General features: G+C 42.3%; 24 protein-coding genes. 17 read left to right on the top strand and 7 right to left on the bottom strand.

All coding sequences use genetic code 11. The features are described from left to right. The first annotated feature begins 48 nt into the window (after positions 1-48). The 4 genes from Xsto_RS09805 (at position 49) to Xsto_RS09790 (ending at position 2,864) form a co-directional block, all read left to right on the top strand. Positions 49-942: a hypothetical protein gene (locus Xsto_RS09805; RefSeq protein ID WP_099124950.1), complete on the top strand. Its 894-nt coding sequence runs from the start codon at positions 49-51 to the stop codon at positions 940-942. Positions 943-1,264: 322 nt separating this feature from the next. Then, positions 1,265-2,011, top strand: a complete 747-nt coding sequence (ydfG, locus tag Xsto_RS09800) for a bifunctional NADP-dependent 3-hydroxy acid dehydrogenase/3-hydroxypropionate dehydrogenase YdfG (protein WP_099111445.1) — start codon at positions 1,265-1,267, stop codon at positions 2,009-2,011. 133 nt (positions 2,012-2,144) lie between these two features. Next, positions 2,145-2,513, top strand: coding sequence for a DUF1283 family protein (locus tag Xsto_RS09795; protein WP_099124949.1), 369 nt, complete (start codon positions 2,145-2,147; stop codon positions 2,511-2,513). Between the two features lie 33 nt (positions 2,514-2,546). Continuing rightward, positions 2,547-2,864, top strand: coding sequence for a DUF1161 domain-containing protein (locus Xsto_RS09790; protein WP_099124948.1), 318 nt, complete (start codon positions 2,547-2,549; stop codon positions 2,862-2,864). A gap of 64 nt (positions 2,865-2,928) precedes the next feature. Here Xsto_RS09790 and bioD read toward each other — a convergent pair whose 3' ends face one another. From bioD to Xsto_RS09775, 3 genes are all read right to left on the bottom strand, one after another. Continuing rightward, complete coding sequence (bioD, locus tag Xsto_RS09785) at positions 2,929-3,480, bottom strand: ATP-dependent dethiobiotin synthetase BioD (protein ID WP_099124947.1); 552 nt, start codon at positions 3,478-3,480, stop codon at positions 2,929-2,931. A gap of 125 nt (positions 3,481-3,605) precedes the next feature. Further along, positions 3,606-4,826 (bottom strand): sugar metabolism global transcriptional regulator Mlc, encoded by a 1,221-nt coding sequence (gene mlc / locus Xsto_RS09780; protein ID WP_099124946.1) that lies wholly within the window; start codon positions 4,824-4,826, stop codon positions 3,606-3,608. Between the two features lie 145 nt (positions 4,827-4,971). Beyond that, positions 4,972-5,874, bottom strand: a complete 903-nt coding sequence (locus tag Xsto_RS09775; RefSeq protein WP_099125007.1) for a LysR family transcriptional regulator — start codon at positions 5,872-5,874, stop codon at positions 4,972-4,974. A 176-nt stretch (positions 5,875-6,050) separates the two neighbouring features. Here Xsto_RS09775 and Xsto_RS09770 point away from each other — a divergent pair, with 176 nt between their 5' ends. Next, on the top strand, positions 6,051-7,319 hold the full coding sequence (locus tag Xsto_RS09770; RefSeq protein WP_099124945.1) for an MFS transporter: 1,269 nt from the start codon (positions 6,051-6,053) through the stop codon (positions 7,317-7,319). Between the two features lie 136 nt (positions 7,320-7,455). Here the strand turns inward: Xsto_RS09770 and Xsto_RS09765 are convergent, their stop codons facing one another. Next, positions 7,456-8,088 carry a helix-turn-helix domain-containing protein gene (locus Xsto_RS09765; RefSeq protein WP_099111482.1) on the bottom strand — a complete coding sequence of 211 codons (633 nt, stop codon included), beginning with the start codon at positions 8,086-8,088 and terminating at the stop codon, positions 7,456-7,458. A gap of 333 nt (positions 8,089-8,421) precedes the next feature. On the opposite strand from Xsto_RS09765, the gene tus reads away from it, so the two are divergent. Next, positions 8,422-9,348, top strand: coding sequence for a DNA replication terminus site-binding protein (gene tus, locus Xsto_RS09760; RefSeq protein ID WP_099124944.1), 927 nt, complete (start codon positions 8,422-8,424; stop codon positions 9,346-9,348). A gap of 55 nt (positions 9,349-9,403) precedes the next feature. Here tus and fumC read toward each other — a convergent pair whose 3' ends face one another. Then, positions 9,404-10,798, bottom strand: a complete 1,395-nt coding sequence (gene fumC / locus Xsto_RS09755; RefSeq protein ID WP_099111452.1) for a class II fumarate hydratase — start codon at positions 10,796-10,798, stop codon at positions 9,404-9,406. A gap of 201 nt (positions 10,799-10,999) precedes the next feature. Here fumC and manA point away from each other — a divergent pair, with 201 nt between their 5' ends. The 3 genes from manA (at position 11,000) to add (ending at position 15,025) form a co-directional block, all read left to right on the top strand. Next, on the top strand, positions 11,000-12,175 hold the full coding sequence (manA, locus tag Xsto_RS09750; RefSeq protein ID WP_099124943.1) for a mannose-6-phosphate isomerase: 1,176 nt from the start codon (positions 11,000-11,002) through the stop codon (positions 12,173-12,175). Between the two features lie 142 nt (positions 12,176-12,317). Further along, positions 12,318-13,847, top strand: coding sequence for a YdgA family protein (locus Xsto_RS09745; protein ID WP_099124942.1), 1,530 nt, complete (start codon positions 12,318-12,320; stop codon positions 13,845-13,847). A 176-nt stretch (positions 13,848-14,023) separates the two neighbouring features. After that, entirely contained in the window at positions 14,024-15,025 is a 1,002-nt protein-coding gene (gene add / locus Xsto_RS09740; protein ID WP_099124941.1) for an adenosine deaminase, read from the top strand. Between the two features lie 75 nt (positions 15,026-15,100). Here the strand turns inward: add and Xsto_RS09735 are convergent, their stop codons facing one another. Together Xsto_RS09735 and Xsto_RS09730 are read right to left on the bottom strand one after the other, a co-directional pair. Then, positions 15,101-16,081, bottom strand: coding sequence for a bile acid:sodium symporter family protein (locus tag Xsto_RS09735; protein ID WP_099111456.1), 981 nt, complete (start codon positions 16,079-16,081; stop codon positions 15,101-15,103). A gap of 45 nt (positions 16,082-16,126) precedes the next feature. After that, positions 16,127-17,167 (bottom strand): oxidoreductase, encoded by a 1,041-nt coding sequence (locus Xsto_RS09730; protein ID WP_099124940.1) that lies wholly within the window; start codon positions 17,165-17,167, stop codon positions 16,127-16,129. 129 nt (positions 17,168-17,296) lie between these two features. Here Xsto_RS09730 and Xsto_RS09725 point away from each other — a divergent pair, with 129 nt between their 5' ends. From Xsto_RS09725 to nth, 8 genes are all read left to right on the top strand, one after another. Beyond that, on the top strand, positions 17,297-17,737 hold the full coding sequence (locus Xsto_RS09725) for a DUF2569 domain-containing protein (protein ID WP_099111458.1): 441 nt from the start codon (positions 17,297-17,299) through the stop codon (positions 17,735-17,737). Between the two features lie 117 nt (positions 17,738-17,854). Next, on the top strand, positions 17,855-18,436 hold the full coding sequence (gene rsxA, locus Xsto_RS09720; RefSeq protein ID WP_099124939.1) for an electron transport complex subunit RsxA: 582 nt from the start codon (positions 17,855-17,857) through the stop codon (positions 18,434-18,436). Beyond that, positions 18,436-19,059 (top strand): electron transport complex subunit RsxB, encoded by a 624-nt coding sequence (gene rsxB / locus Xsto_RS09715; protein WP_099124938.1) that lies wholly within the window; start codon positions 18,436-18,438, stop codon positions 19,057-19,059. Before rsxA ends, rsxB begins: the two co-directional genes overlap by 1 nt. Further along, positions 19,052-21,556: an electron transport complex subunit RsxC gene (rsxC, locus tag Xsto_RS09710; RefSeq protein WP_099124937.1), complete on the top strand. Its 2,505-nt coding sequence runs from the start codon at positions 19,052-19,054 to the stop codon at positions 21,554-21,556. Before rsxB ends, rsxC begins: the two co-directional genes overlap by 8 nt. Positions 21,557-21,568: 12 nt before the next feature. Further along, positions 21,569-22,648: an electron transport complex subunit RsxD gene (rsxD, locus tag Xsto_RS09705; protein WP_099124936.1), complete on the top strand. Its 1,080-nt coding sequence runs from the start codon at positions 21,569-21,571 to the stop codon at positions 22,646-22,648. A gap of 10 nt (positions 22,649-22,658) precedes the next feature. After that, a complete protein-coding gene (gene rsxG / locus Xsto_RS09700) occupies positions 22,659-23,285 on the top strand; it encodes an electron transport complex subunit RsxG (protein WP_099124935.1) in 627 nt (208 codons plus the stop codon). After that, a complete protein-coding gene (locus Xsto_RS09695) occupies positions 23,286-23,990 on the top strand; it encodes an electron transport complex subunit E (protein ID WP_099111464.1) in 705 nt (234 codons plus the stop codon). It abuts the gene before it with no gap. A 14-nt stretch (positions 23,991-24,004) separates the two neighbouring features. Beyond that, positions 24,005-24,640: an endonuclease III gene (gene nth, locus Xsto_RS09690; protein ID WP_099124934.1), complete on the top strand. Its 636-nt coding sequence runs from the start codon at positions 24,005-24,007 to the stop codon at positions 24,638-24,640. The last annotated feature ends 332 nt before the right edge of the window (positions 24,641-24,972 follow it).

Raw genomic sequence — 24,972 nt, 5'->3', positions numbered from 1 at the left:
TCTGGTGTATGAATAATTTGAAAACTTTTTTGTTATGGACGATAAACAATGAAAACATTTTTAAAAGTTGGTGTATTAAGTAGCGCAGCATTACTTCTTGCAGCCTGTGATGCCTTAGATCCTGAAAGCAATAAAAACAAATTCTATTATAGCAACCCAACAAACAGCACTATCACATTTAAAATTGACGATAAGGATTACACCATCGAACCGGGGATCAGCGGAAGTGTAAAACTGTCACCGGGAGTACATTATCTTGATAATAATAAAGGTAATAAATCTACCTTTATGGTACTGGAGCACAATAATGGCGGCATTCTCAATCCGAACAATTATATGTATTACACCTTATCAGAAGTATATGCGTTAAAGGGTCAGGCTGATCGTTTCATGCCTGCAGAATATGAGGTTACTATTAACGGACATGAGCTTGAAATGCCATTACGAAGTAGTAACGCAGCAGTTATTGATGGCAATATCTTTAACTGCCAATTTCCTTTAGGCAAACCATTCCCAGAAGAAATTAATCTTTATGATAAAAAATCGCAGGGAAAAATAACCTCAAAATGTTTTGATAAACCAGAGTTATTGCAATACTTTTTAACAGAATACGATGAAAAGTTCACTCCTGAGACCAAAGCTGATGAAAACAACGATACTGTGAATACGGTATTTGATTACACTGTACCTACACCGCAATTTAAACACGCTGATGTGCAGAAAGAAGCAGAAAAATTGGTTTCATTATTAAATCAGATTAAATCTTCCGACAATCCGAATATTTACGATAAACTCTGGGAAGAAATTAACCAAGTAACCATTGATTTATCTACAATATATGGCAAATATTCTGCAAATGATACTGTAGAAGAAAATAAATATTATGGTGGGTTTTTTAACCAAATCAATCAGCTACAGAGATTTGGGCTATTCATTAAATAGTTCAAGCCATTAAAATTAAGGGCCAGCGTCCCTGCTGCAAGTGGCAGGGAATTAATATTGTATTCCCATGATTTTCTGCAACCCATAAAATAACTCATTATGGTTAATTATCGAAATGACTCCCATTGTTTTATGAAGATGAAAAATCAGTAAATCAAATCAATATCATATGGTTACATTAATCAATGGGATCTGAACACCCTTCCTTTGTTCATCACAACTAAAGAACTTATTAAATTCTTTCTTGACTAAAGATAAATAACTTTCTCTAATTAATAGTTAAATAGGAAAATTAGTTAATAATCGGTAAAAGGGGACGACTATGATTGTTTTTGTGACTGGAGCAACAGCTGGTTTTGGTGAAGCAATTGCACGAAAATTTATTGAACATGGTTCCATCGTTATTGCTACCGGGCGTCGTAAAGAACGTCTGGATAAATTAAGGGAAGAATTAGGTGAAAAATTTTATCCTATACAACTGGATGTGAAAGATCGTGCTGCAATAGAGAAAGTGATGCAGGATTTGCCTGATAACTTACGTAATATCGATATTCTCGTGAATAATGCAGGTCTGGCATTAGGGCTGGAGCCCGCTCATCAGGCTAACCTTGATGATTGGGAAACGATGATTGATACCAATACAAAAGGCTTAGTGAATATGACCCGCGCCTTATTACCTAACATGGTAAAAATGAATCATGGTCATATTATTAATATTGGTTCAGTTGCAGCAAGCTGGCCATATGCCGGCGGTAACGTTTACGGTGCTACCAAAGCATTTGTAAAACAGTTCAGCCTGGGTCTTCGTGCTGATTTACAAGGGAAGAAAGTTCGGGTTACAGATATTGAACCGGGTTTGGTCGGAGGAACGGAGTTTTCTCAGGTTCGCTTTAAAGGTGATGGTGAAAAAGTGAATAAAACCTATGAAGGCGCAGATGCACTGACTGCGGATGATATTGCAGAAGCTGTATTCTGGGTTGCTAACCTGCCAGGTCGCGTCAATATTAATACATTAGAAATGATGCCTGTTTGCCAGACATTTGCAGGCCTGACTATACATAGAGCTTAAAAATTTAATCTGTTGATCAATGGGTAATGGTATAGGTGTTATTTTATACCCGAAATAATAAGGCGGCTCTTTAAAAGAGGTTTCAATTATTTCGGGTATCATTCAATGAATACTTTGTGAGAGAGGTTAAAGCATGAATGTTCATAATTCCTTAATATCTAAGTATTTCCCTGCCATTGCCCTTCTTTTACTACTATTTTGGCAAACTCCTGCGCTATCCAGATCTAATCCTTGCATATCAGATAACTGCGTCATTATTAATGGCGGTGGTGAGAATTCTATGACCAGAGAGACCGCCAGACAGGATAGAGAAGAGTGGAACGCACAACGTGATTTGCGTAATAAAATTAATAAACGCAAAGAAAAGAGATTTGAAGAATATGAGAATGACATTGACAATGAGGATGCTTGTTTGAAAAACTTCAACCTGAATGCTTATTGGGAACCAAAAACAAAGCGCTGTCTGGATGTGAATACAGGTCGCCCTATTAATCCTAAATAGGCTATACCCATACCAATAAAACAAGGAGATAAGGTGAAAAAATTCTTACTAGCCGGGGCTATTTTAATGACTGCAGCTACATCTTTTGTAACTCAGGCATCACAAGATCAAAATCCGCAATCCAATGTAGTGACAAATAAAGTTGTAACATGTGATGTTCTAAAAGAGCAAATAGCGCAGAAAATTATTAACAACGGCGTTAAACAAGCAAACTTTAAGCTTGAAGTTATCGATAATGATCAAGTGGTTAACAGTGATGAGAAAGTCGTTGGAAGCTGTAACCGCGGCAAACAGAAAATTATTTATACCCGACTTCTTCACACTAATGACGAAAACCAGTCCACTCACTAATCTATCGCCACAAGTAATGACATCACAAGAAGGGAGTGAGCACAGCAGCACTCCCTTCTTGTATTCACAGATAATCAAACGTCGATATGACGGTGCTATCCAGATAATGGGATAATTCCCGCTCTTCTGGCCTTAATAGATAAGGAATTTCACCCAGTTGAGGGGCTGGTATGTGACAACGTAACCTTTCCAGTACTTCAGCGTAATGTGCTAAACCGGGATTGATGCGATTAGCTATCCAACCAAGCAATGGCACACCATCACTGATAATGGATTGTGCAGTCAAAATGGCATGATTAACACACCCGGCTTGAATACCGACAACCAAAATTACGGGTAGTTTTTCTTTCACAACCCAATCAGAATAGAAAGAATTATCTTGTAATAACGCTCGCCAGCCACCATTTCCGTCAACAATCACACGATCTGCCTTATGACTCAGCTTATTAAGACAGTCAGTCATTTGAGCAAAATCAACCGAAGTTCCTTCCCCTGTTATAGGTTCATACCCTACAGCAATTTCCTTTTCATGATTAAACAATTGCAGTAATGCGCGGGTAACAACCGTTTTACCGATGTTGGTATCCGTGCCTGTAACAAATAAGCGCGTTAACATAAATTTATTTCCGTAATAACCGATTAGACTGGTTACTCTTTGCTGTAACTAGAGAACTGAGTTGAAGTTTAGGTGAAGTGTTTGAGATAGGGATTGCGTTAGCTCAATGTTTTGCCTGATGTGCGCTATCCCTGCATAATTTCGAGCAGTAAATGACCACTGTACAAGGATTGCTTGATCAATGATGCGGCTGGTAAGGTTCCTGAATTAGCAAATGCGGTCGCTGCTAGATTGACTCTTTGGCTGTATCCGGGAAGTGAAAGCTGCGTTATTTTCTGTTGAATGACAGGATAAAGAATATGTTTCGCCTTGTTTAGCGGTGAACCAATCAATATCTTATCGGGATTGAAGATATTGACCATAATCGCCATGATGTGCCCTATTCTTTCCCCTACACCCCGGATAATCTCTGTTGCCAGAGGATCACCCTGATTAGCTGCCAGACAAAGCAATTCCACTGTCAGAGGCGTTGCCGGAGATATTAATGAATCGGGGTATTGGCTGGCTAGTTCTCGTGCTTTCAGCAAAATATTTTTAATGCCGACAACGGTTTCCAGACAGCCCGTATTGCCACAATAGCAACGCTCGCCATCAGGTTCGACCTGAGTATGCCCAATTTCAACAACACTCTGATTTCCTGCATGAAGCATTTTCCCGGCGATCATAATGCCAACACCAACGTTATCATCAATAACAATCTGAATAATGTTCTGGCATCCCTTCCCTGCACCATATAAAGATTCAGCTATTGTCCATGCGGTAATACCATGCTGCAAAAAAACCGGCACGCCGATACGTCGGTATAAAAATGTGCTGAGAGGAAGATTCTGGATACTGTAATGCGGTGAGTTATGAATAATTCCATTAATCGGGTCAACAATCCCGTTTGTGGTCACACTGATAGCCGTTAAACGTTCAAGGTGGGATTGATGCCGGGAAAAAAAATTATCGATCAGCTCAGCAAGACAATTCAAAAAAGACTGGTTTTCAGAAGCAGATAAGGATAACTCTTCTTCAACAATAAGGTTATTGCTCAAATCCCTAAGCCCCAATACAGTACTATCTTTATCAATCCGTATACATAAGAATTGCCATCCTTTGCTGTCGGTTTTTAACCCGATTGCCGGACGCCCACGAAACCCTAGATCAGGAAATTCAACTTCTTTCACTAAGTGAGCATCGAACAGTTCTCGGGTAATTTTTGTAATACTGGCAGGTGCTAACTGAGATTTTTTAGAAAGTGCAATACGTGAAATAGGCCCATATTGATCTATCAAACCGTAAACCAAACCAAGATTAATCTGTTTGATTTGGTCAACATGGCTTGGTTGTACGTCTATACTCACTGAGCCTCCCGCTATTTAATTTACACCTCTAAATAATTAGTAATGATTATGTCGTTGTTTAAATTTGAAGATATCCGTTTAGAACAAAAATGTGATCTTTCACACGAATTTCTCGTGATTGTTACGTTTGTTTAACCACTCTCTGTCAACTGTAGATATTTGAGAGCAATAGATCAGTTAACCTCTCTACTGCCGGATTGTTCTGCCGTTTTTTATGGTTAACCAGCCAAACTTCAGAGTGAACCGACGTATGAGCTAACGGAATATATTGCACCCCATCGATTTTCATCCGTATAAATGATTCCGTAACAATACTAATTCCCAAACCAGCGGCAACAAGGCCAAGTATAGTCATCGCTTCACCCGCTTCTTGTGAAATCATCGGAGATACTCCGGCACTGATAAACAATGCAATAATTTCATCATATAAAGCCGTTCCCACATCTCGTTCAAAAAACACCAAAGGGTATTTAGATAGCACTTTTATTGTGATCCCTTCGTTTACACGCTCTAGTAAAGGATGGCCATCGTACACAGCGAGCATAAAACGTTCACGAAACAATAGCCGGTGCTGCAAATTATCAGGTAATAACGTATTACGCATGATCCCGATATCAATCCGACCAGTCTGCAATGGAGCAATCTGAGTTTTGGTGTTCATCTGATGCATATGAACCGATACATCAGGGTAACGCTCCCGAAACTGACGTAAACTAAGCGCCACTTTATGCATAAAAGGTGTGGTGGATGTGAAACCGATTGATATTTCGCCTAATTCACCCTGCTGCATTCTGGCTGCTTTAGTTGCCGCAGCATCAACTTGAGATAATATCTGATAGGCCTCTTTGAGGAACATATGACCCGCAGGTGTAAGGGTAACAGTACGATTATTACGTGCCAGCAATTTAGCTTTAATATTTGCTTCAAGAGACTGGATCTGCTGGCTTAATGGAGGCTGTGAAATGTTCAGTCGTTCTGCTGCTCGCCCAAAATGCAGTTCTTCTGCAACCGCAATAAAATAACGTAAGTGCCTTAATTCAATATTAATATTCATCATCTTCCGTCAATTGATATGTTTAAAATATCATTTATTATTATTAATATATTAGACAAAATATTGACAACTTCCTACCCTTATCCCGGAACCTTTTTATGAAACAAAACATTAACGTTTTTTTAGCCTCTTAGTATAAATCCTGAATGAAGGGATTTTAAGGAAGTAGAATGGGTACAATCTCTGATATCAGTAGAAATTCAGTAAACGCTGATGTTACACGAGATACTGAAAAAGAAGTTCGTTATAGGGAACATAGTGGCTACATACAGAGCAGCGACCCTGCCTACCTACGTGTTACTTTGTCATTTTTTGCGGTCGGGTTGGCAACTTTTGCCCTGCTTTACTTTATCCAACCTATATTACCTATCTTATCGAAAGAGTTTTCAGTTTCACCGGCTAATAGCAGCTTAGCTCTCTCATTATCTACTGGCATGTTATCACTGGGATTATTGATCACTGGCCCTCTGTCTGATGCAATTGGTCGTAAAAATGTGATAGTTATCTCTCTGATTTTCGCTTCCTTACTTACACTTTTAAGTAGTATGACTACCAGTTGGTATGGTTTTTTAATTATTCGGGCTTTGGTAGGTTTGTCTTTAAGCGGCGTAGCGGCCGTTGCAATGACTTATTTAAGTGAAGAAATTCATCCGAGTTGTGCAGCCTTATCGATTGGACTGTATATCAGTGGAAATTCATTTGGTGGAATGAGTGGGCGATTAGTAACCGGTGTAATGACAGATTATTATTCCTGGCATCTCGCTGTCATTTTATTAGGTTCATTTTCACTTATTGCCGCTATCGTATTTTGGGTGATGCTTCCTTCCTCCCAACATTTTAAATCCAGTTCTCTCAAGCCTAAGACGTTATTTATTAATCTGAAATTACATTTCCGCGATCAGGGATTGCCCCTTTTATTCGCCGAAGCTTTCTTATTGATGGGAAGCTTTATCACAATGTTTAACTATATTGGTTATCGGTTATTAGATGCTCCCTATCATTTGAGCCAGACAGTAGTCGGATTATTATCCGTTGTTTATCTGACAGGTGTTTACAGTGCAACAAAAGCTGGTTCATTACTGAGTAAGCATGGACGAGGAAAGGTTTTACTCATTGCGATCAGTATGATGCTGATTGGTAATTTAATCATGGTTTTTTCCTCTCTCTGGGCTTTGTTCCTTGGTATGACAATTTTGACAATGGGCTTCTTTGCCGCTCATACCGTAGCCAGTGGATGGATAGGCGCAAGAACTAAACGAGCCAAAGCACAGGCCTCATCACTTTATCTGTTCTGTTATTATGCGGGTTCGAGTATATCAGGAACATTAGGTGGAATATTTTGGTTTTACTATCAATGGAACGGTGTTGCTATTTTTATTTCACTATTAACAATCATAGCTTTTTATATAGGAATTAAGCTCAATAAATTATCAGCATAACAAAACATATCCAATGGATTTTGAGAGGCAGAACCCTCTCAAAATCCAGAGAAATATAGATAATCATATATTATAAAAACGATTATTGTTAAGTACAATCAATAAAAAATTGACTTAAAAAAGGCAGATATGATTATTAATAATATGATTCTGTTGGCAAAAAAATCACCTTTACTAAATAACCATCAATAATCTCAATATTTTTACTTTTTTTCAAAGAAGCTAATATGCGCTGAATACAACTGCGCGAAAGTGTACATCGCTGCTCTATATATTTAATAGCTGAGATATTTTCTCTGAATTCATCAGGTAACGTGATAAGACGGGATAATAGACTACATACTATATCTTTAGCGCCGTGACGGAATATACTCATATCTCTAGCATATAGGAAAGCCATTTTATATGAAATCACTCTCATCCACTCTCTGTAAAGGTCGTGTTTTTTTATTGCATTCAATGCACTAACACGAGGCAATTGATATATCTTACAATCAGGGCCAAGCTCGATAGAATAATAGGTTTCTGATCCAGAATAAAAAGATAACCCTAAGATATAAGGAGAAAAAACAGTCGAAATAATTAAATTATCTTCTACTCTGCGTATGTTTACATATCCCTGCACTAGTAAAAAAAACTTGGCAAATTCATTCTCAATTTTAATTAATGAACCTTGCGTTGGTAAATCGGATAAAATTTCTTCAGAGGAAGGTAATAATGCATCAATAATTTTATTAAAAGAATTCACTGGCTTAATTAATTTATTCATATCAAACCACCCCAGAATAACGCCCATAAAAAATAAAAATTTTTCTCATACGTTTTGAGAAATGAAAAGCGCTTTATCCAACCGATTTCAAAAAACTCTCCCAAGAGCGAAGTAATCGCACTGACACTGATAGCAAGCATCTATTTTTAGCTTTTATCATAATGTAGAAATAATTGGCAATAATCAATTTAAAAGATAATTTGCCATGAACTTCCCTAATTAGCTTTATTTTCTTCTGTTTTCGAAGGTTACACTGGATTTTTTGTGTTTTAATAAGTATGTTGTAACTAAAATTGAGGAAATCCACTAGAATACGAGTGTGAGCGTTCGAATATGAATAAATACCTTTCAATAGAGTCACTTACTTCTTGCTTTAAAAAACAGGAAAAAAAATTAGCTGAATTAGCTGAACTGTTGATGAAATATCCCCTTATTGATGCCCGGGTATTCCAATTACCGCAAATTGAAAAAGGCGATGAACATGATCAGATTACTGAAATTGAAGTCACTCCTCTACAAGGTGAAGATGCCCTTAACTTAGGTTTACGGTTTTATCAGAAGTTATTCATACATCATAATCATCCCAATATCAGCAGCAAATCCGCAAGCCGATTACCGGGAGCATTATGTTTTTCTGTCAGCCAGCAACAATATAAAGCGGCTATGAGTATTATTAATGATGTCAACGAGTTAAAAATAGAACTGGAAAATATAGTAACTAAGGAGTCAGGTGTCAGCAAAGAAGAGCGGTTTGAATTTGTTCATGATCATTTACGTGGTTTAATTACCTTAAATGCCTATCGAACGATTACCCCACTTGTAGATCCGGATACTATCAACTTTGGTTGGGCCAATAAAAACATCATTAATAAAGTGGCAAAGCAACAAATTCTGGAAAGGCTGGAAAAGAGTTATAATTCCGGTCGTGCAGTCCCCCCCTACTCCAGCGATCAGTGGACCGCGTTGGTCGCATTGGAAATCACCGATATTAAGAAGTTGCCTGATGATGTTGTTTTGAAAATTAAACGACCAGTAAAAGTACAGCCTATCGCACGTGTCTGGTACTCAGAAATACAAAAGCAGGTTCAATATGCCTGCCCTCTCCCCATCATCGCTTTTTATACAAAAGATAGTAACGTAACCCCAAAAGTAGGTTCACTGCCAAATTATAACGCCAATACAATAAAATACCGCCACAAACCCAAAGCTAAACCGCTTGAACTAGTAATCCCCCGTTTACATCTTTATCGGGAAATATAGGCAAAAAACCGGAGGAAATACCTCCGGTTCCACATCAGCCATTAATAGGCAAGAGTTACTTCATACTACCAACCATATCTTCCGGACGAACCCAAGCGTCAAATTCAGCTTCAGTCAGGTAACCCAACTGCATTGCTGATTGTTTCAGAGTCAGACCTTCTTTATGTGCTTTTTTAGCAATTTCTGCTGCCTTGTCATAGCCAATATGGGTATTCAGAGCAGTTACCAGCATCAGCGATTCATTCAGTAATTGAGTAATGCGATCACGATTAGGCTCAATTCCAATAGCACAATGCTCATTGAAGCTACGCATACCATCAGCCAACAGACGGACAGACTGCAAGAAGTTATGAATTACCATTGGACGGAATACGTTCAGTTCAAAGTTACCGGACGCACCACCAATATTGACAGCCACATCGTTACCCATAACCTGAGCGCACAGCATCGTCATAGCTTCACACTGAGTCGGGTTTACTTTGCCCGGCATAATGGAGCTACCCGGCTCATTTTCAGGGATAGAAATTTCACCGATACCACAGCGAGGGCCGGAAGCCAACCAGCGAACATCGTTAGCAATTTTCATCAATGATGAAGCCAGACCTTTCAGTGCACCATGGGAATGAACCAGTGCATCACAAGTACCTAATGCTTCAAATTTGTTTGGTGAAGTGATAAAAGGCTGACCGGATAATTCAGCGATTTTTTTCGCAACACGAACGGCATATTCAGGGTGAGTATTCAGACCTGTACCAACCGCCGTTCCGCCCAACGCCAGCTCACAAACATGAGGGATGCTGTTTTCGATGTGTTTCAGGTTATGAGCCAGCATTGCTGCCCAACCTGAAATTTCCTGACCTAAAGTCAGTGGTGTGGCATCCTGTAGGTGAGTACGGCCAATTTTTACGATATCTCTAAATGCTTCGGCTTTATCTGCCAACGTTTTTTGCAGAACTTTCAACTCAGGCAACAGGTGTTCACGTAATGCGATAACTGCCGCAACGTGCATTGCTGTCGGGAAGACGTCATTAGAGCTTTGGCTCTTATTAACATCATCATTAGGGTGGATCAGGCGTTCATTACCCCTTTGACCACCAAGGATCTCACTACCACGGTTCGCCAGCACTTCGTTCATGTTCATGTTACTTTGAGTGCCAGAACCCGTCTGCCAGATAGCGAGAGGGAATTCTGTCGGGTGTTTACCTTCCAACACCTCTTTCGCCGCAGCGATAATTGCATCACCGCGTTCCTTAGGTAAAAGGCCCAGATCCATATTAACACTGGCCGCGGCCTGCTTGGTTAACGCAAGAGCATGAATCAATGCAACAGGCATTTTTTCCTGAGAAATGCGGAAATGCTCCAGTGAGCGCTGAGTTTGCGCTCCCCATAATTGGTCAGCAGGTACTTCGATAGGTCCCATTGAGTCTTTTTCAATGCGAGTGGCTGCCATTACTATCTCCTTAGCACACAGAATAATTGAATACGCCGGATCCAACTGTTTTTAACTCACCCAACAGTGCAGATAAATTAATCGGCATCTCTTTATAATGCCATAAATTTATTATCGATAATGCGACCTAATCGTGTTTATTGTATTGTTGTCATATAAAGTTGTTGTATAAATAAGTTTTTTTATTACAGGAAACCCGCCATGCTGAAAATGACCAACCAAATCCAACATTATGATTGGGGAAGTACAACCGCACTGACCGATATTTATGGTATCGCGAATCCGGATAATCAGCCTATGGCAGAGCTATGGATGGGCGCACATCCCAAATGCAGTTCTCAGGTAGCTGATCCTGAAACGGGCCGGCCTATTGCCCTGAATCAGCTTATCGCTCAAGATCCAGAAAAATATCTGGGTAAAAAAGTCACCACGCAGTTCGGTCGGCTACCCTTTTTATTTAAAGTCTTGTGCGCAGCTCAGCCACTTTCTATTCAGGTGCATCCGGATAAATTATCGGCAGAAAAAGGTTTTGCCAGAGAAAATGCTGCGGGTATTCCTCTGAATTCATCCCAGCGTAATTATAAAGATGATAATCATAAGCCTGAATTAGTGTATGCGCTGACTCCATTCAGAGCGATGAATGCTTTCCGGCCTTTATCAGAAATAACTGAGCTGCTGAATTATGTCTCGAACGCACATCCCGATATTCAACCATTTATTCAACACCCTACCGAGCAAGGTTTATCGTTCCTTTTTGCTCAGTTGCTAAATATGCAGGGTAAGCAGAAAAGTTTAGCGATTGCGGTATTGAAATCGGCATTGAATAGCCGTCAGGGAGAGCCATGGGAGACGATTAAAAAAATGACAGAATTTTATCCCGACGATAATGGTCTGTTTACTCCTCTCCTGCTCAATATTGTGGAATTACAACCGGGTCAGGCCATGTTTCTCTATGCCCGTACTCCACATGCTTATCTTGAAGGCGTTGCATTAGAAGTTATGGCAAATTCAGATAATGTCCTTCGCGCCGGCTTAACCAGCAAACATATCGATGTTCCTGAATTGATGGCAAATCTGGAGTTTACCTCTAAACCCGCTGCCACCTTGTTAACTATCCCAACACAAGAAAAAGAAGCTCTGAATTATTCTGTTCCAGTCAACGATTTTCATTTTTCTATTTATGCTGTTTCAGGGCAGCCGATAACGCTGGAAAATGATTCCGCATCGGTTCTCTTTTGTTCTTGCGGTCAGATTACAGTCAAGTCTGCTGAGCAGGAACTGAAACTATATGCTGGTGAATCCATCTTCTTAGCTGCGGCAGAGAAAAATGTAACTATTTATGGTAATGGAAAACTTGCCTTAGTATCTAATAAATAATTGTGATTCATATAGTTACAAAATGACCCATCAGTAGCTAATCACACTTTTATTGAAAAGTGATTAAAAGTTCTCTAGTTAATCTATACAATTAACAACTATTTTTTACACAAAGACATATCGCATATGGCAATAATGCCGTATGCGCAAAAAAGGATGGAATTCCCACATGAAAAAATCGCTAGTAGCTGTAGGTGTTATTGTTGCTTTAGGTGCAGCATGGACAGGCGCGTCCTGGTACACAGGGAAGCAGGTTGAAGCGCGTATGGATGAAGCGCTCCAAAAAGCAAATACAAAACTGGCCGAAAAGATGCCAGACCTTGGATTAGAGTTGCAGAAAAAAGATGTGAAACGCGGTATCTTTAGCACGGATGTCCAACTTGCTCTTACTAGCAAACTTGATAAGAAAGAAGGCATTGTTATCGCATCCAATATTGAGCATGGGCCTTTCCCTCTTTCCGATATTGCTAAATTTAAATTTAGCCCTAAATTAGCATCAATCCATTCCGAACTAAAAGACGGTGAATTACTGAAAGAACTGTTCGAAATCACCAAAAATAAATCCTTACTTAATGTAGATACCCGTGTCGCGTATGATGGTAATTTATCTTTTGGTATCAATATTATTCCTGTTGATTACACCACTGAAAAAGGCCTCCATTGGGTCATTTCAGGAGCAGATATAACTGTAGATACTAATAAGGATTTCAGTGAAATTACATCCACAGGGAAAAGCGATGAAATAAAATTTGTTCAGCCTGCTCAGCAAAACACCGAATTTAAAATGAAAAATTTAAGTTTTTCATTTAATAGCAAAAAAAACCAATTTGGTGTCTATCTCGGTGACACTTCATCAAACATAGACGAAGTGAGCCTGAGTGGATTTGGTGAAGATATGATGTCCATTAACGGTATCAAATCTTTTTCTACCTTTACTGAAGGTGAAAAGAACAATCTGGATGGAAAATCTTCTCTTACCATTGATGGCATCAAAGTGAAAAACCTGGATTTTGGTTCAGCCAAATTTGTGTTAGCCATGTACCATATTGATAACCAAGCTTACAGTAAGGTAGACCGGGCAACTTATGATGCTCTCTTCAAAACAATTAATTCTTTTGATATAGAAAAATATTCTCAGATTACAGACGCTGCGCTGATGGAAAACCTGCCAGCATTATTGCAACATAATCCAACATTCACCCTCGAAACTCTTAGCTTCAAAAATAGCAAAGGCGAAAGTACAGCTAACTTCACAACAACCCTGAATAACCTTCCTGACGATTTCAGTAAACTACAGAATAGTAATCAAGAAGAAATCATTCGTAGTCTGATCAAAAAATTCTCACTTGACATTAAGCTATCAAAACCAATGCTGACAGAATCTATCGCTCTGTCTGCGATGGTCAGAGGTGAAGACAGAGAATCAGCCGATGCTACCGGAAAAAGTGTTATGCAAATGATTGAAGCACAGGCTACGGCACTTAATTTATTTACCCATACTGATGACTCCATTGACATGAATCTCAACTATGCCGATGACAAAGTCAAATTTAACGGTGAAGAGTTCAACCTGCATCAATTCCTGCTTGATCATAACCTCATCGACTCCTATGATGATGCCGATGAGCAAAATCAGCATGATGATGAAGCTAGTCTTCCTGCGGCTGAGTAACACAAAACCCTATCAAGGTTCTCTATAAGAAAGTACATGCTGAGGCTGGAGAAGCCTAAACAGCGAAAACATCGTAAAAAAAACCGATAGATAGTACTTTCATTGCCAGTCAATGCGTTGACTGGCTTTTTTGTATACTTTTTATGATAACTTTAGTAAAACAAAAAGGATAAAAAATGATTGATACACAGCTTCCGCTGACCGATTTACACCGCCACCTTGACGGCAACATTCGTCCCGAAACGATTCTGGATCTTGGTCGTCAACACAATATCATTCTTCCTGCCTATGAGCTGGAAGCTCTGCGTCCTCATGTTCAGATCATTGAAAGTGAGCCAGATCTCGTCAGTTTCCTGCAAAAACTTGACTGGGGCGTTGCTGTACTGGCTGATCTGGATGCCTGCCGCCGCGTTGCTGTAGAAAACGTAGAAGATGCCGTTAATGCCGGACTGGATTATGCTGAGCTACGTTTCTCTCCTTATTATATGGCAATGAAACACCAGCTTCCTGTTGAGGGGGTCGTGGAAGCCGTCATCGATGGGATTCATTCCGCCAGCAAGCAGCACGATATCCAAATCCGTCTGATTGGTATTCTGAGCAGAACGTTCGGAGAAAAAGCTTGTTCTGAGGAGTTAGCCGGTCTGCTCGCTCATAAGCAACATATTACTGCAATGGATTTAGCGGGTGATGAGCTGGGTTTCCCCGGGCATTTATTTGAACAACATTTTATTCAGGCCCGTGATGCAGGCTGGAATATCAGCGTACACGCCGGAGAAGCAGCAGGTGCAGAAAGCATCTGGCACGCGATTCGTGAACTGGGAGCAACCCGAATTGGTCATGGTGTTAAAGCCATTACCGATCCGGCACTAATGGATTATTTAGCAGAGCACCGTATTGGTATTGAATCCTGCCTGACATCAAACCTGCAAACCAGTACTGTCAGTGCTTTATCCGCTCACCCACTGAAAAAATTCCTTGAACATGGCATTCTGGCATCCATCAATACTGATGATCCGGCTGTTGAAGGAATTGAAATTCGCCATGAGTACCATGTTGCTGCCCCTGCCGCTGGTTTGTCACCGGAGCAAATCCGACTGGCACAGATAAATGGTCTGGAAACCGCATTCCTCAGCGAAACAGAGAAACAGGCATTAAGAATGAAAGTCGCAAATCGTTAACAGGCGATTTAAGCTTATATCAGGCTGATGATATGAGGGTATAAAGGCAGAATAACTTCTGCCTTTTTTGAACAATTAGACCTTTTTTGAACGTCTGGCATATCGATTGGCAAGTACAGCACAAACCATCAGCTGGATTTGATGGAATATCATCAGTGGCAACAGCATAATGCCCACCATCGCAGCCGGAAATAGCACATTTGCCATCGGCACACCATTAGCAAGGCTTTTCTTCGAACCACAAAAAACGATTGTGATCTCATCTTCTTTACTGAACCCCAGTAAGCGTGAGCTGTATACATTGATAGTTAATACCACAGCAAGCAGAACACAGCAGATAATACCTATCATGACCAGTGAGTAAGCATCAATTTTATGCCAGATTCCTTCGACAACGGCTTCACTGAATGCAACATAAACCACCAGCAAAATAGATGAGCGATCGGTGATATTAACCAATTTTTTATGCTTTTCGACCCATTTAGCAATCAATGGACGTGACAGATGGCCAACAATAAAAGGTACCATCAATTGCAGGATAATATCTTTTATCGCCTGCCATGTATCAGGATGGCTTCCACCATCATGCGTCTGGATAAGGTAGCCGACAAGTAGAGGTGAGAGAAATATTCCCAGTAAACTGGAAGCAGAAGCACTGCATATCGCTGCGGCAACATTTCCTTTAGCAACGGAGGTAAAAGCGATGGCTGACTGCACCGTGGCTGGTAATGCACAAAGATACAGAAACCCCATGTAAACGGGCGGTGACATCCATTCCGGTACAATGAAATGTAACCCCATACCCAGTACAGGAAACAAAACAAACGTGCTCAGAAAAATAACCAGATGCAAACGCCAGTGCCCTATTCCCGCCAGAATGGCATCACGCGAAAGTTTGGCTCCATGCATAAAAAATAACAGTGCAATGGCTGCCGTAGTCAGGTACTGGAACCACGTTTTCACTTCCCCTTCACAGGGAAAAAACGATGCAATCATGACCACAGTAAGCAGTGTTAACAGAAAAGGATCTATTTTTAATTTTTGCAACCAATTCATCAGTACCCTACCTCTTGCCTTAGGATTACTCCATCACTAAATCAGTCAATCGATAACTACTGTGCGTTGCTCTTTCGCTGATTTTTCACCTGCTTCAATCAGTTTCATAATCAGGATAGCTTCCTCCGCCGTCACAGGATTCGGTTTTCCCGCCAAAATAGCATCACGGACAGCAGCATAATACGCGCCATAATTACCCGGTAAATTAGGAACAGTCTGCGTAATCAGATTATCATTTTGTGACGCTGTCACATGACCATCACGCGCATCATATCCCCAATTTTCTTGTGTCAGACTTTCCCCGGCCTTCAGACAATCTTCCTGTGTATCTAAACCATATTTTACGTAACTGCTAGACATACCATGTAAGGTATAAATCGGGGATTCTGCGGCAACAAGCATTGATGCATGTAATACAACTTTCAGCGTAGGGTATTTTAACTGAGCATGGAAATAATCAGCAGTTTCAGCATTTGGACGTATTATGCCCAAATCGGTTGTAATGGCCTGAGGTTTGCCAAAAAGCTGCACTGCCTGATCCAACAAATGAGGGCCTAAATCATACCAAATCCCGCTGCCTGCGCCTGCCGCCTCTCTCCAGCGCTGACGTACAGCCGGGCGATAACGGTCAAAATGAGATTCATAATACTTTAATTCGCCCAACACATTGTCTTTCAGTAGTGACTGAACTGTCAGAAAACCTGAATCCCAGCGACGATTATGAAATACCGATAATAATAAATTAGCCTCTTCTGCCTGTTTTTTGAGGGCTTCGGCTTCTGCCACCGTAATTGTGAAAGGCTTATCGACTACAACATGCTTTCCGGCAGCCAACGCTTTTTGTGCTAATGGGAAATGTGTATCGTTAGGCGTTGGGATCACAATAAGATCAATGTCAGGATCGTTAAATAATGCTTCTGGAGAAGAAACAACATTAATGCCTGGCCAGTCTTTTTTGACTTTCTCTGCATCAGAGCTGGAAATAGCAACTAATTCTACATTCGGCGTTCCCGCAATCAATGGCGCATGAAACGTTTTACTGGCATAACCATATCCAACCAGACCAACCTTCAGAAGATGACTCATAATGACCTCTCAACATTTACAAAAAGGATAAGAAAATATCACCTGCGGTGACTCATTAGCAAATAATCCTACTTCCTGTGTTACTATCTTTTTTATATTTGAATACCCATCATGGAGAGAATGTTTTGTATGTATCAATCCAATGATTATTACCGTATTAATGGTTGGCTATTAGCACCTGCTGCTTATTTAGTCATGACATTTATTGCTGCCAGTACAATGTTAGTGTTATATGGAATAACCTATTCCTATCAAAGTACGTTAATTCATCGAATAGGTGGCGATTTCGCAGTCCAATGGTATATATCCGTATTAACCACGGCTATTATGTGGTGTTTTACGCTTTGGGTATTAAAATTGCTTTTTATTCGTTCAAAACGATTCCCACGTATTTTTATCATCTGGCTGACACTTTCAGTACTTATTGCTGTCAAAGCTTTTGCATTCTCCCCCATTTCAGATGAACTTGCAGTCAGCTCATTACTTTGGTCACTATTAGCGGCTGCTGTTTTTGTTCCTTATATTAAGCGCTCTTATCGGGTAAAAATGACTTTCACACAAGATCGATAACATCCCCCACAATTGGTTGTTATCATTGCCCCACTTGCCTCACCGCAACGTGGGGAGTTTCTGTCACTTTCACGACTATATAATTTTCATCAAATAATCTTATTTTCAGGTATAGCAATGACTGAATACCTTCTGTTATTTATTGGCACGGTTCTGGTCAATAACTTCGTTTTAGTGAAGTTTTTGGGCCTATGTCCGTTTATGGGTGTTTCAAAAAAACTTGAAACCGCTATTGGTATGGGAATGGCGACCACATTTGTTCTGACGCTTGCTTCCATCAGTTCATGGCTGGTAAATACTTATATTCTTATTACATTGGATTTGGTTTATTTACGCACATTAAGTTTCATTCTTGTAATTGCTGTTGTCGTTCAGTTCACTGAGTTAGCCGTCCGTAAAACCAGCCCTTCACTCTACCGTTTATTAGGCATTTTCCTGCCTCTGATAACAACAAACTGTGCTGTACTCGGCGTAGCTCTGCTGAATGTCAATCAATCGCATAACTTTTTACAGTCCGCTGTATACGGTTTCGGCGCTGCGGCCGGGTTTTCACTTGTTATGGTGCTATTTGCCGCCATTCGTGAACGTCTGGCTGTTGCCAATATACCTGCCCCTTTTCGTGGTTCATCGATAGGGCTTGTCACTGCGGGGTTAATGTCCCTTGCATTTATGGGCTTTAGTGGTTTGGTGAAATTCTGATGATATCTTTATGGATTGCTGTCGGTGTACTCAGTGTACTCGGGTTAATTTTCGGATTAATTCTGGGTTTTGCTGCTCGCCGTTTTAAAGTGGAAGAAGATCCAATCGTTGAGAAAGTTGATAATCTGTTGCCGCAAAGCCAGTGTGGGCAATGTGGTTATCCGGGCTGCCGCCCTTATGCCGAGGCGGTTATCAACAATGGAGAGATGATCAACAAATGTGCTCCGGGCGGAGAGCAAGTGATGCTCAAAATGTCTGAATTACTCGGCATTGATCCACAACCGCTGGATGGCGATGAAAGCATACAAAATCCGGCCAGAAAAGTTGCTTTTATTGATGAAGAAAACTGCATAGGCTGCACAAAGTGTATTCAGGCCTGCCCTGTTGATGCGATTATCGGTGCAAACCGCGCAATGCATACCGTAGTTGAAGATCTCTGTACTGGCTGCGATTTATGTGTCGCCCCATGCCCGACCGATTGCATCACGATGATCCCTGTAGCCACTACCACATCCAACTGGAAATGGGATTTGAATGCCATTCCGGTCAAAAATATTCCTGCTGATTCCCATTCTCTGTTTATGTCATCTGTTAAGCCTGTTGAGGTTAAAGCCAATGTTTAACCTATTCAATTTGCTTACCAACAAAAACAAAATATGGGATTTTGATGGTGGCATTCATCCACCGGAAATGAAGCTGCAATCCAGCCGGACACCATTACGCTATGCTCCGTTACCAGAAGAATTAATTATTCCCCTCCAGCAGCACATTGGCCCGGAGGGAGAGTTGCTGGTGAAAACCGGAGATAAGGTATTGAAAGGCCAGCCACTGACACAAGGTTCTGGTAGAACCGTCCCTGTTCATGCTTCAACTTCCGGTACGATCACTGCCATTGAACCCTGTGTTACAGCTCACCCATCGGGTCTGAAAGAATTATGCGTCCGTTTACTGCCGGATGGTCAAGATCAATGGTGCGAACAAGTTAAAACCTTAGATTACACATCCCTTGATGCTAATACCTTACTACAACGTATTCATGCCTCAGGTATTGCTGGCCTTGGCGGAGCAGGGTTTCCGACAGCAGCAAAATTGAAAGGTGGCGGGAGCTACATCAACACATTGATCATCAATGCGGCTGAATGTGAACCTTATATCACAGCAGATGATCGTCTGATGCAGGAACATGCCAGCGAGATCATTGAAGGCATCCGCATTCTGATGCATCTGCTTAATCCGAAGCAGGTTCTGATTGGTATCGAAGATAACAAACCAGAGGCGATCAGCGCTCTGAATCTTGCTCTGCAAGGTGATAAATCGATTACCGTGCGAGTCATTCCGACAAAATACCCTTCCGGTGGTGCAAAGCAGCTAACCAAGATACTGACAGGCAAAGAAGTCCCGTCTGGTGGCCGTTCTTCTGATATTGGTACCCTGATGCAGAATGTCGGTACTGTGGTGGCTATCAAGCGGGCTATTATTGATGGGGAACCATTGATTGAGCGCGTGGTTACTCTGACAGGAGAAGCTGTTGCTTCACCCGGCAATTTCTGGGCACGTTTAGGAACACCGGTTCAGTTTCTGTTGCAACAGGCCGGGTTTATTCCTCAGTCAGAGCAGATGGTCATCATGGGTGGCCCGTTAATGGGTTTTACTCTGCCTGATTTGAATGTCCCCATCGTCAAAATCAGCAACTGTATACTTGCTCCTTCTGTACAGGAAATGGAGCCAAAAACTACGGAAGAAGCCTGTATTCGTTGTGGTTTATGTGTTGAGGCCTGCCCCGCCGGGTTATTGCCTCAACAACTTTACTGGTTCAGCCGGGGACAGGAACACGAAAAAGCCAAAAACCATAACTTATTTGACTGTATTGAGTGTGGGGCCTGTGCTTATGTCTGCCCTAGCAATATCCCGCTTGTTCAATACTACCGACAGGAAAAGGCCGAAATACGCGCCATTGATGCTGAAACCCGCCGGGCTGCCGAAGCTAAACTGAGGTTTGAAGCCAAGCAAGCACGTATGGAGCGCGAAAAACTGGCTCGTGAAGAACGTCATAAAAAAGCCGCCGTTCAGGTGGGCAATCAGGATACAAGTGCAGTACAAGCAGCACTGGCTCGTGTGAAGGAAAAACAATCCTCTGCGGGAGAGGAAATCACCGTACAAGCTGGTCAGTTACCTGATAATGCAGCAGCAATTGCAGCACGTAAGGCAAGAAAGGAACAATTACGCGCTCGCCAGGCTGAAAAACAGACAGCTGCTGCGACTACACCAGCAACCGCAGCAGCCTCTGTAGAAAACGAAGAAGATCCGCGTAAAGCGGCTCTTGCGGCAGCGATTGCCCGCGCCAAAGCGAAAAAAGCGAAAAAAGCGGCTCAGACTCAGCCTGAACCAGCACCCGCGCCAGAAGTTCAGCCTACGGTTTCGGAAGAAGCTGATCCCCGTAAAGCGGCTCTTGCGGCAGCGATTGCCCGCGCCAAAGCGAAAAAAGCCGCGCAGACTCAGCCTGAACCGACATCGACACATGAAGTTCAGCCGGTGGTTTCAGAAGAAACAGATCCGCGTAAAGCCGCTGTTGCGGCAGCCATTGCCCGCGCCAAAGCGAAGAAAGCGGCTCAGCCTCAGCCTGAAGCAGCACCCGCACCAGAAGTTCAACCTGCGGTTTCAGAAGAAACAGATCCGCGTAAAGCCGCTGTTGCAGCAGCCATTGCCCGCGCCAAAGCGAAAAAAGCCGCGCAGACTCAACCTGAACCGACACCCGCACCAGAGGTTCAAACTGCGGTTTCGGAAGAAACAGATCCGCGTAAAGCCGCTGTTGCGGCAGCGATTGCCCGCACCAAAGCGAAGAAAACTGCTCAGGCTCAGCCAGAACCGACATCGACACATGAAGTTCAGCCGGTGGTTTCGGAAGAAGCTGATCCCCGTAAAGCCGCTGTTGCAGCAGCCATTGCCCGCGCCAAAGCGAAAAAAGCCGCGCAGACTCAACCTGAACCGACACCCGCACCAGAGGTTCAACCTGCGGTTTCAGAAGAAGCAGATCCCCGTAAAGCCGCTGTTGCAGCAGCTATTGCTCGTGTCAAAGCGAAGAAAGCTGCTCAGGAAAAACAAGAAACTCTAACAGAATAGTGACATTTATCGATGAAATTTAGGCCAGTCAACACTGACAATAACCTGTTAAAAGTCGCCAGTTCGCCTTTTACACACAGTAAAAAAAATACCAGCCAAATTATGTTATGGGTGGTTTTTGCTGCCATACCCGGTATCGCACTACAAACTTACTTCTTTGGTTATGGAACACTGATCCAGATCCTATTGGCAGTCATTACCGCTTTGTTAGCAGAATCCGCTGCTATCACATTAAAAAAACAGCTGGTTATTCCCTACCTGAAAGATAACTCTGCCTTAGTCACCGGGTTATTACTCGGGATCAGCCTGCCACCGCTGGCACCGTGGTGGCTGATCGTACTAGGGACTTTCTCCGCCATTATTATTGCCAAGCATCTTTATGGCGGTCTGGGACAAAACCCATTTAATCCGGCGATGGTCGGTTATGTGGTTCTTCTTATCTCATTTCCGGTACAAATGACCAGCTGGATGCCACCCGCTTCCTTACAGGCCGTTACTTTAACGCCCTGGGAGTGTCTGATGGTCATTTTCACAGGCCATACACCTGACGGCTCGACTCTGTTACAACTTTTACAGGGTATTGATGGGTTAAGTCAGGCCACGCCGTTGGACAGCTTCAAAACCGGCAGACTAACACATGATATAAGTGAAGTATTACAACAGCCCATCTTGCAAGGGACTCTGGCAGGCATTGGCTGGCAGTGGATCAATGTGGCTTACCTGATTGGCGGATTAATCATGCTGAACCGCAAAATCATTAGCTGGCATATTCCAACTACATTTATTCTGGTACTGGGAAGCTGTGCCCTGATTAGCTGGCTGATTGATCCCGGCCGTTATTCACCGCCTTTACTACAGCTCTTCTCCGGAGCAACTATGTTAGGTGCATTTTTTATCGCAACCGATCCGGTCAGTGCCTCAACAACACCGAAAGGCCGCCTGATTTACGGTGCCATTATTGGTTTACTGATTTGGATAATCCGAGTTTATGGCGGTTACCCGGATGCTGTCGCTTTTGCTGTTTTACTGGCAAACATCTGTGTACCGCTGATCGACAATTACACTCAGCCTCGTGCTTACGGTCATAAATAAGGGAGTGACTATGTTAGAAACTATGCGACGTCACGGTATTACTCTCGCTATTTTTGCCGCCTGCACGACAGGGTTAACTGCGGTTGTCTACTCTTTAACAAAAGACAGGATTGCAGAGCAGGCTGCATTACAGCATAAAATATTACTGGATCAGGTTGTTCCACCAGCCCTCTATGACAACGATATGCCTAATGAATGCTATCTGGTAACTGCCGATGCTCTGGGCAGCCAACAACCTCATCGCCTCTATCTCGCCCGTAAAAATGGAATTCCTGTTGCGGCAGCACTGGAAAGCACCGCGCCAGATGGTTATTCAGGTGCCATCCAATTATTGGTCGGGGCTGACTTTTCCGGCAAGGTGTTTGGTGTTCGTGTAACTGAGCACCATGAAACACCGGGATTAGGGGATAAAATTGATACTCGTATCTCCAATTGGATTTATGCGTTTTCCGGCAAAAAAATTACCTCACCAAGTGATCCGCACTGGGCGGTGAAAAAAGATGGCGGAGAATTTGATCAGTTTACCGGAGCAACCATTACCCCACGTGCTGTGGTCAACGCCGTTAAACGCACAGCAATCTATATGGAAACCATTCCAACACAACTCTCTTCATTACCGACATGTGGAGCCAAATAAATGAGTGAAACCAAGAACCTATTTTTTCAGGGGTTATGGAAGAACAACTCTGCATTAGTACAGCTTCTGGGGCTTTGCCCCCTTTTAGCCGTCTCTTCTACTGCCACCAATGCATTGGGATTAGGGCTGGCAACAACGCTGGTGCTGCTGAGTACCAATATTGCGGTATCCGCCCTGCGCCGCTGGGTTCCCCATGAAATCCGCATTCCGATTTATGTGATGATCATTGCCTCTGTCGTCAGTGCCGTTCAGATGTTAATCAATGCCTTTGCATTCGGGTTATATGAATCACTGGGAATTTTTATTCCGCTGATCGTGACTAATTGTATCGTTATCGGCCGTGCAGAAGCCTACGCATCAAAAAATTCTATCTATCACTCAGCGGTTGATGGCATTGCTATGGGACTCGGGGCAACGTTTGCCCTGTTCGTACTGGGTGCGATGCGTGAAATTCTGGGTAATGGCACCCTGTTTGATGGAGCAGATCTGCTATTAGGCAACTGGGCTAAAGTCCTGCGGATTGAAATTATTCATATGGATTCCCCATTCCTGCTCGCTATCCTGCCACCGGGAGCCTTTATCGGATTAGGATTAATGCTGGCAGGGAAATACATTATTGATGAACGCCTCAGAAACCGTTCAGAAAGCAAAACACGTCACTACGAAGTGGATAAAGGCTGTGGCAGCAATATCACAAAAGGCTAAGAGTGTAATCAGGCATGAATAAACAAAAACGGGTCGAAATTCTGACCCGCTTACGGGATAACAACCCAACACCAACTACTGAACTGGTTTTCAATTCACCGTTTGAATTATTGATTTCGGTATTGCTGTCCGCTCAGGCGACTGATGTCAGCGTGAATAAGGCAACAGCAAAACTGTATCCGGTTGCTAATACGCCACAAGCTATTCTTGATTTAGGCGTTGATGGCTTAAAAGAGTATATAAAAACCATCGGGCTATATAACACCAAAGCCGAGAACGTGATTAAAACCTGCCGGATTCTGCTGGAAAAGCATCAGGGTGAAGTGCCGGAAGATCGCGCAGCGCTGGAGGCATTACCGGGCGTGGGCCGTAAAACAGCTAACGTTGTGCTGAACACCGCGTTTGGCTGGCCGACTATTGCGGTTGATACCCATATTTTCCGCGTCAGTAACCGGACGCAGTTTGCACCGGGGAAAAACGTTGATGAAGTGGAAAAGAAACTGCTGAAAGTCGTCCCCGATGAGTTCAAGGTTGATTGCCATCACTGGCTGATTTTACACGGACGCTATACCTGCATTGCCCGTAAACCGCGTTGTGGATCTTGCATTATTGAAGATCTGTGTGAGTTTGAGGATAAAACTGAGTTATAACCCCCTCCTGTTATCTCCCGCTTGATTAGGCGGGAGATGTTATATGCCTATTCTTACAGAGGGTAAAGTAATATATATCGGCGGATTTAATCCCTACTATTGCACCGAACTGAACAACACTGGTTGCTGGAATTCCTTTAACAGGTAATGCTTTTAATTGTTGTATATGCAATTAACTTGAAGATGCAGGAATTAAAGTTTGGAAATTATCGGTCAGCCGGGTAGCTAATTCCGGTCATGCTTCCAATAGTTAGATCTGTTATGAAAGATAGTATTCACGCTCAATGAACGTACCTACCACTTTGTCATGCATCTCTTCAGATTTGGAATAA

Source organism: Xenorhabdus stockiae, assembly GCF_002632825.1.
Lineage (GTDB): Bacteria > Pseudomonadota > Gammaproteobacteria > Enterobacterales > Enterobacteriaceae > Xenorhabdus > Xenorhabdus stockiae.
This window is presented reverse-complemented; position numbering and strand designations above follow the sequence as displayed.

Excerpts from the sequence above, each read along its gene's own strand:
- Xsto_RS09805 (WP_099124950.1), top strand. The coding sequence starts at position 49 with ATGAAAACATTTTTAAAAGTTGGTGTATTAAGTAGCGCAGCATTACTT.
- ydfG (WP_099111445.1), top strand. The coding sequence starts at position 1,265 with ATGATTGTTTTTGTGACTGGAGCAACAGCTGGTTTTGGTGAAGCAATT.
- Xsto_RS09795 (WP_099124949.1), top strand. The coding sequence starts at position 2,145 with ATGAATGTTCATAATTCCTTAATATCTAAGTATTTCCCTGCCATTGCC.
- bioD (WP_099124947.1), bottom strand. The coding sequence starts at position 3,480 with ATGTTAACGCGCTTATTTGTTACAGGCACGGATACCAACATCGGTAAA.
- Xsto_RS09770 (WP_099124945.1), top strand. The coding sequence starts at position 6,051 with ATGGGTACAATCTCTGATATCAGTAGAAATTCAGTAAACGCTGATGTT.
- Xsto_RS09765 (WP_099111482.1), bottom strand. The coding sequence starts at position 8,088 with ATGAATAAATTAATTAAGCCAGTGAATTCTTTTAATAAAATTATTGAT.
- tus (WP_099124944.1), top strand. The coding sequence starts at position 8,422 with ATGAATAAATACCTTTCAATAGAGTCACTTACTTCTTGCTTTAAAAAA.
- fumC (WP_099111452.1), bottom strand. The coding sequence starts at position 10,798 with ATGGCAGCCACTCGCATTGAAAAAGACTCAATGGGACCTATCGAAGTA.
- manA (WP_099124943.1), top strand. The coding sequence starts at position 11,000 with ATGCTGAAAATGACCAACCAAATCCAACATTATGATTGGGGAAGTACA.
- Xsto_RS09745 (WP_099124942.1), top strand. The coding sequence starts at position 12,318 with ATGCGCAAAAAAGGATGGAATTCCCACATGAAAAAATCGCTAGTAGCT.
- add (WP_099124941.1), top strand. The coding sequence starts at position 14,024 with ATGATTGATACACAGCTTCCGCTGACCGATTTACACCGCCACCTTGAC.
- Xsto_RS09735 (WP_099111456.1), bottom strand. The coding sequence starts at position 16,081 with ATGAATTGGTTGCAAAAATTAAAAATAGATCCTTTTCTGTTAACACTG.
- Xsto_RS09730 (WP_099124940.1), bottom strand. The coding sequence starts at position 17,167 with ATGAGTCATCTTCTGAAGGTTGGTCTGGTTGGATATGGTTATGCCAGT.
- Xsto_RS09725 (WP_099111458.1), top strand. The coding sequence starts at position 17,297 with ATGTATCAATCCAATGATTATTACCGTATTAATGGTTGGCTATTAGCA.
- rsxA (WP_099124939.1), top strand. The coding sequence starts at position 17,855 with ATGACTGAATACCTTCTGTTATTTATTGGCACGGTTCTGGTCAATAAC.
- rsxB (WP_099124938.1), top strand. The coding sequence starts at position 18,436 with ATGATATCTTTATGGATTGCTGTCGGTGTACTCAGTGTACTCGGGTTA.
- rsxC (WP_099124937.1), top strand. The coding sequence starts at position 19,052 with ATGTTTAACCTATTCAATTTGCTTACCAACAAAAACAAAATATGGGAT.
- rsxD (WP_099124936.1), top strand. The coding sequence starts at position 21,569 with ATGAAATTTAGGCCAGTCAACACTGACAATAACCTGTTAAAAGTCGCC.
- rsxG (WP_099124935.1), top strand. The coding sequence starts at position 22,659 with ATGTTAGAAACTATGCGACGTCACGGTATTACTCTCGCTATTTTTGCC.
- Xsto_RS09695 (WP_099111464.1), top strand. The coding sequence starts at position 23,286 with ATGAGTGAAACCAAGAACCTATTTTTTCAGGGGTTATGGAAGAACAAC.
- nth (WP_099124934.1), top strand. The coding sequence starts at position 24,005 with ATGAATAAACAAAAACGGGTCGAAATTCTGACCCGCTTACGGGATAAC.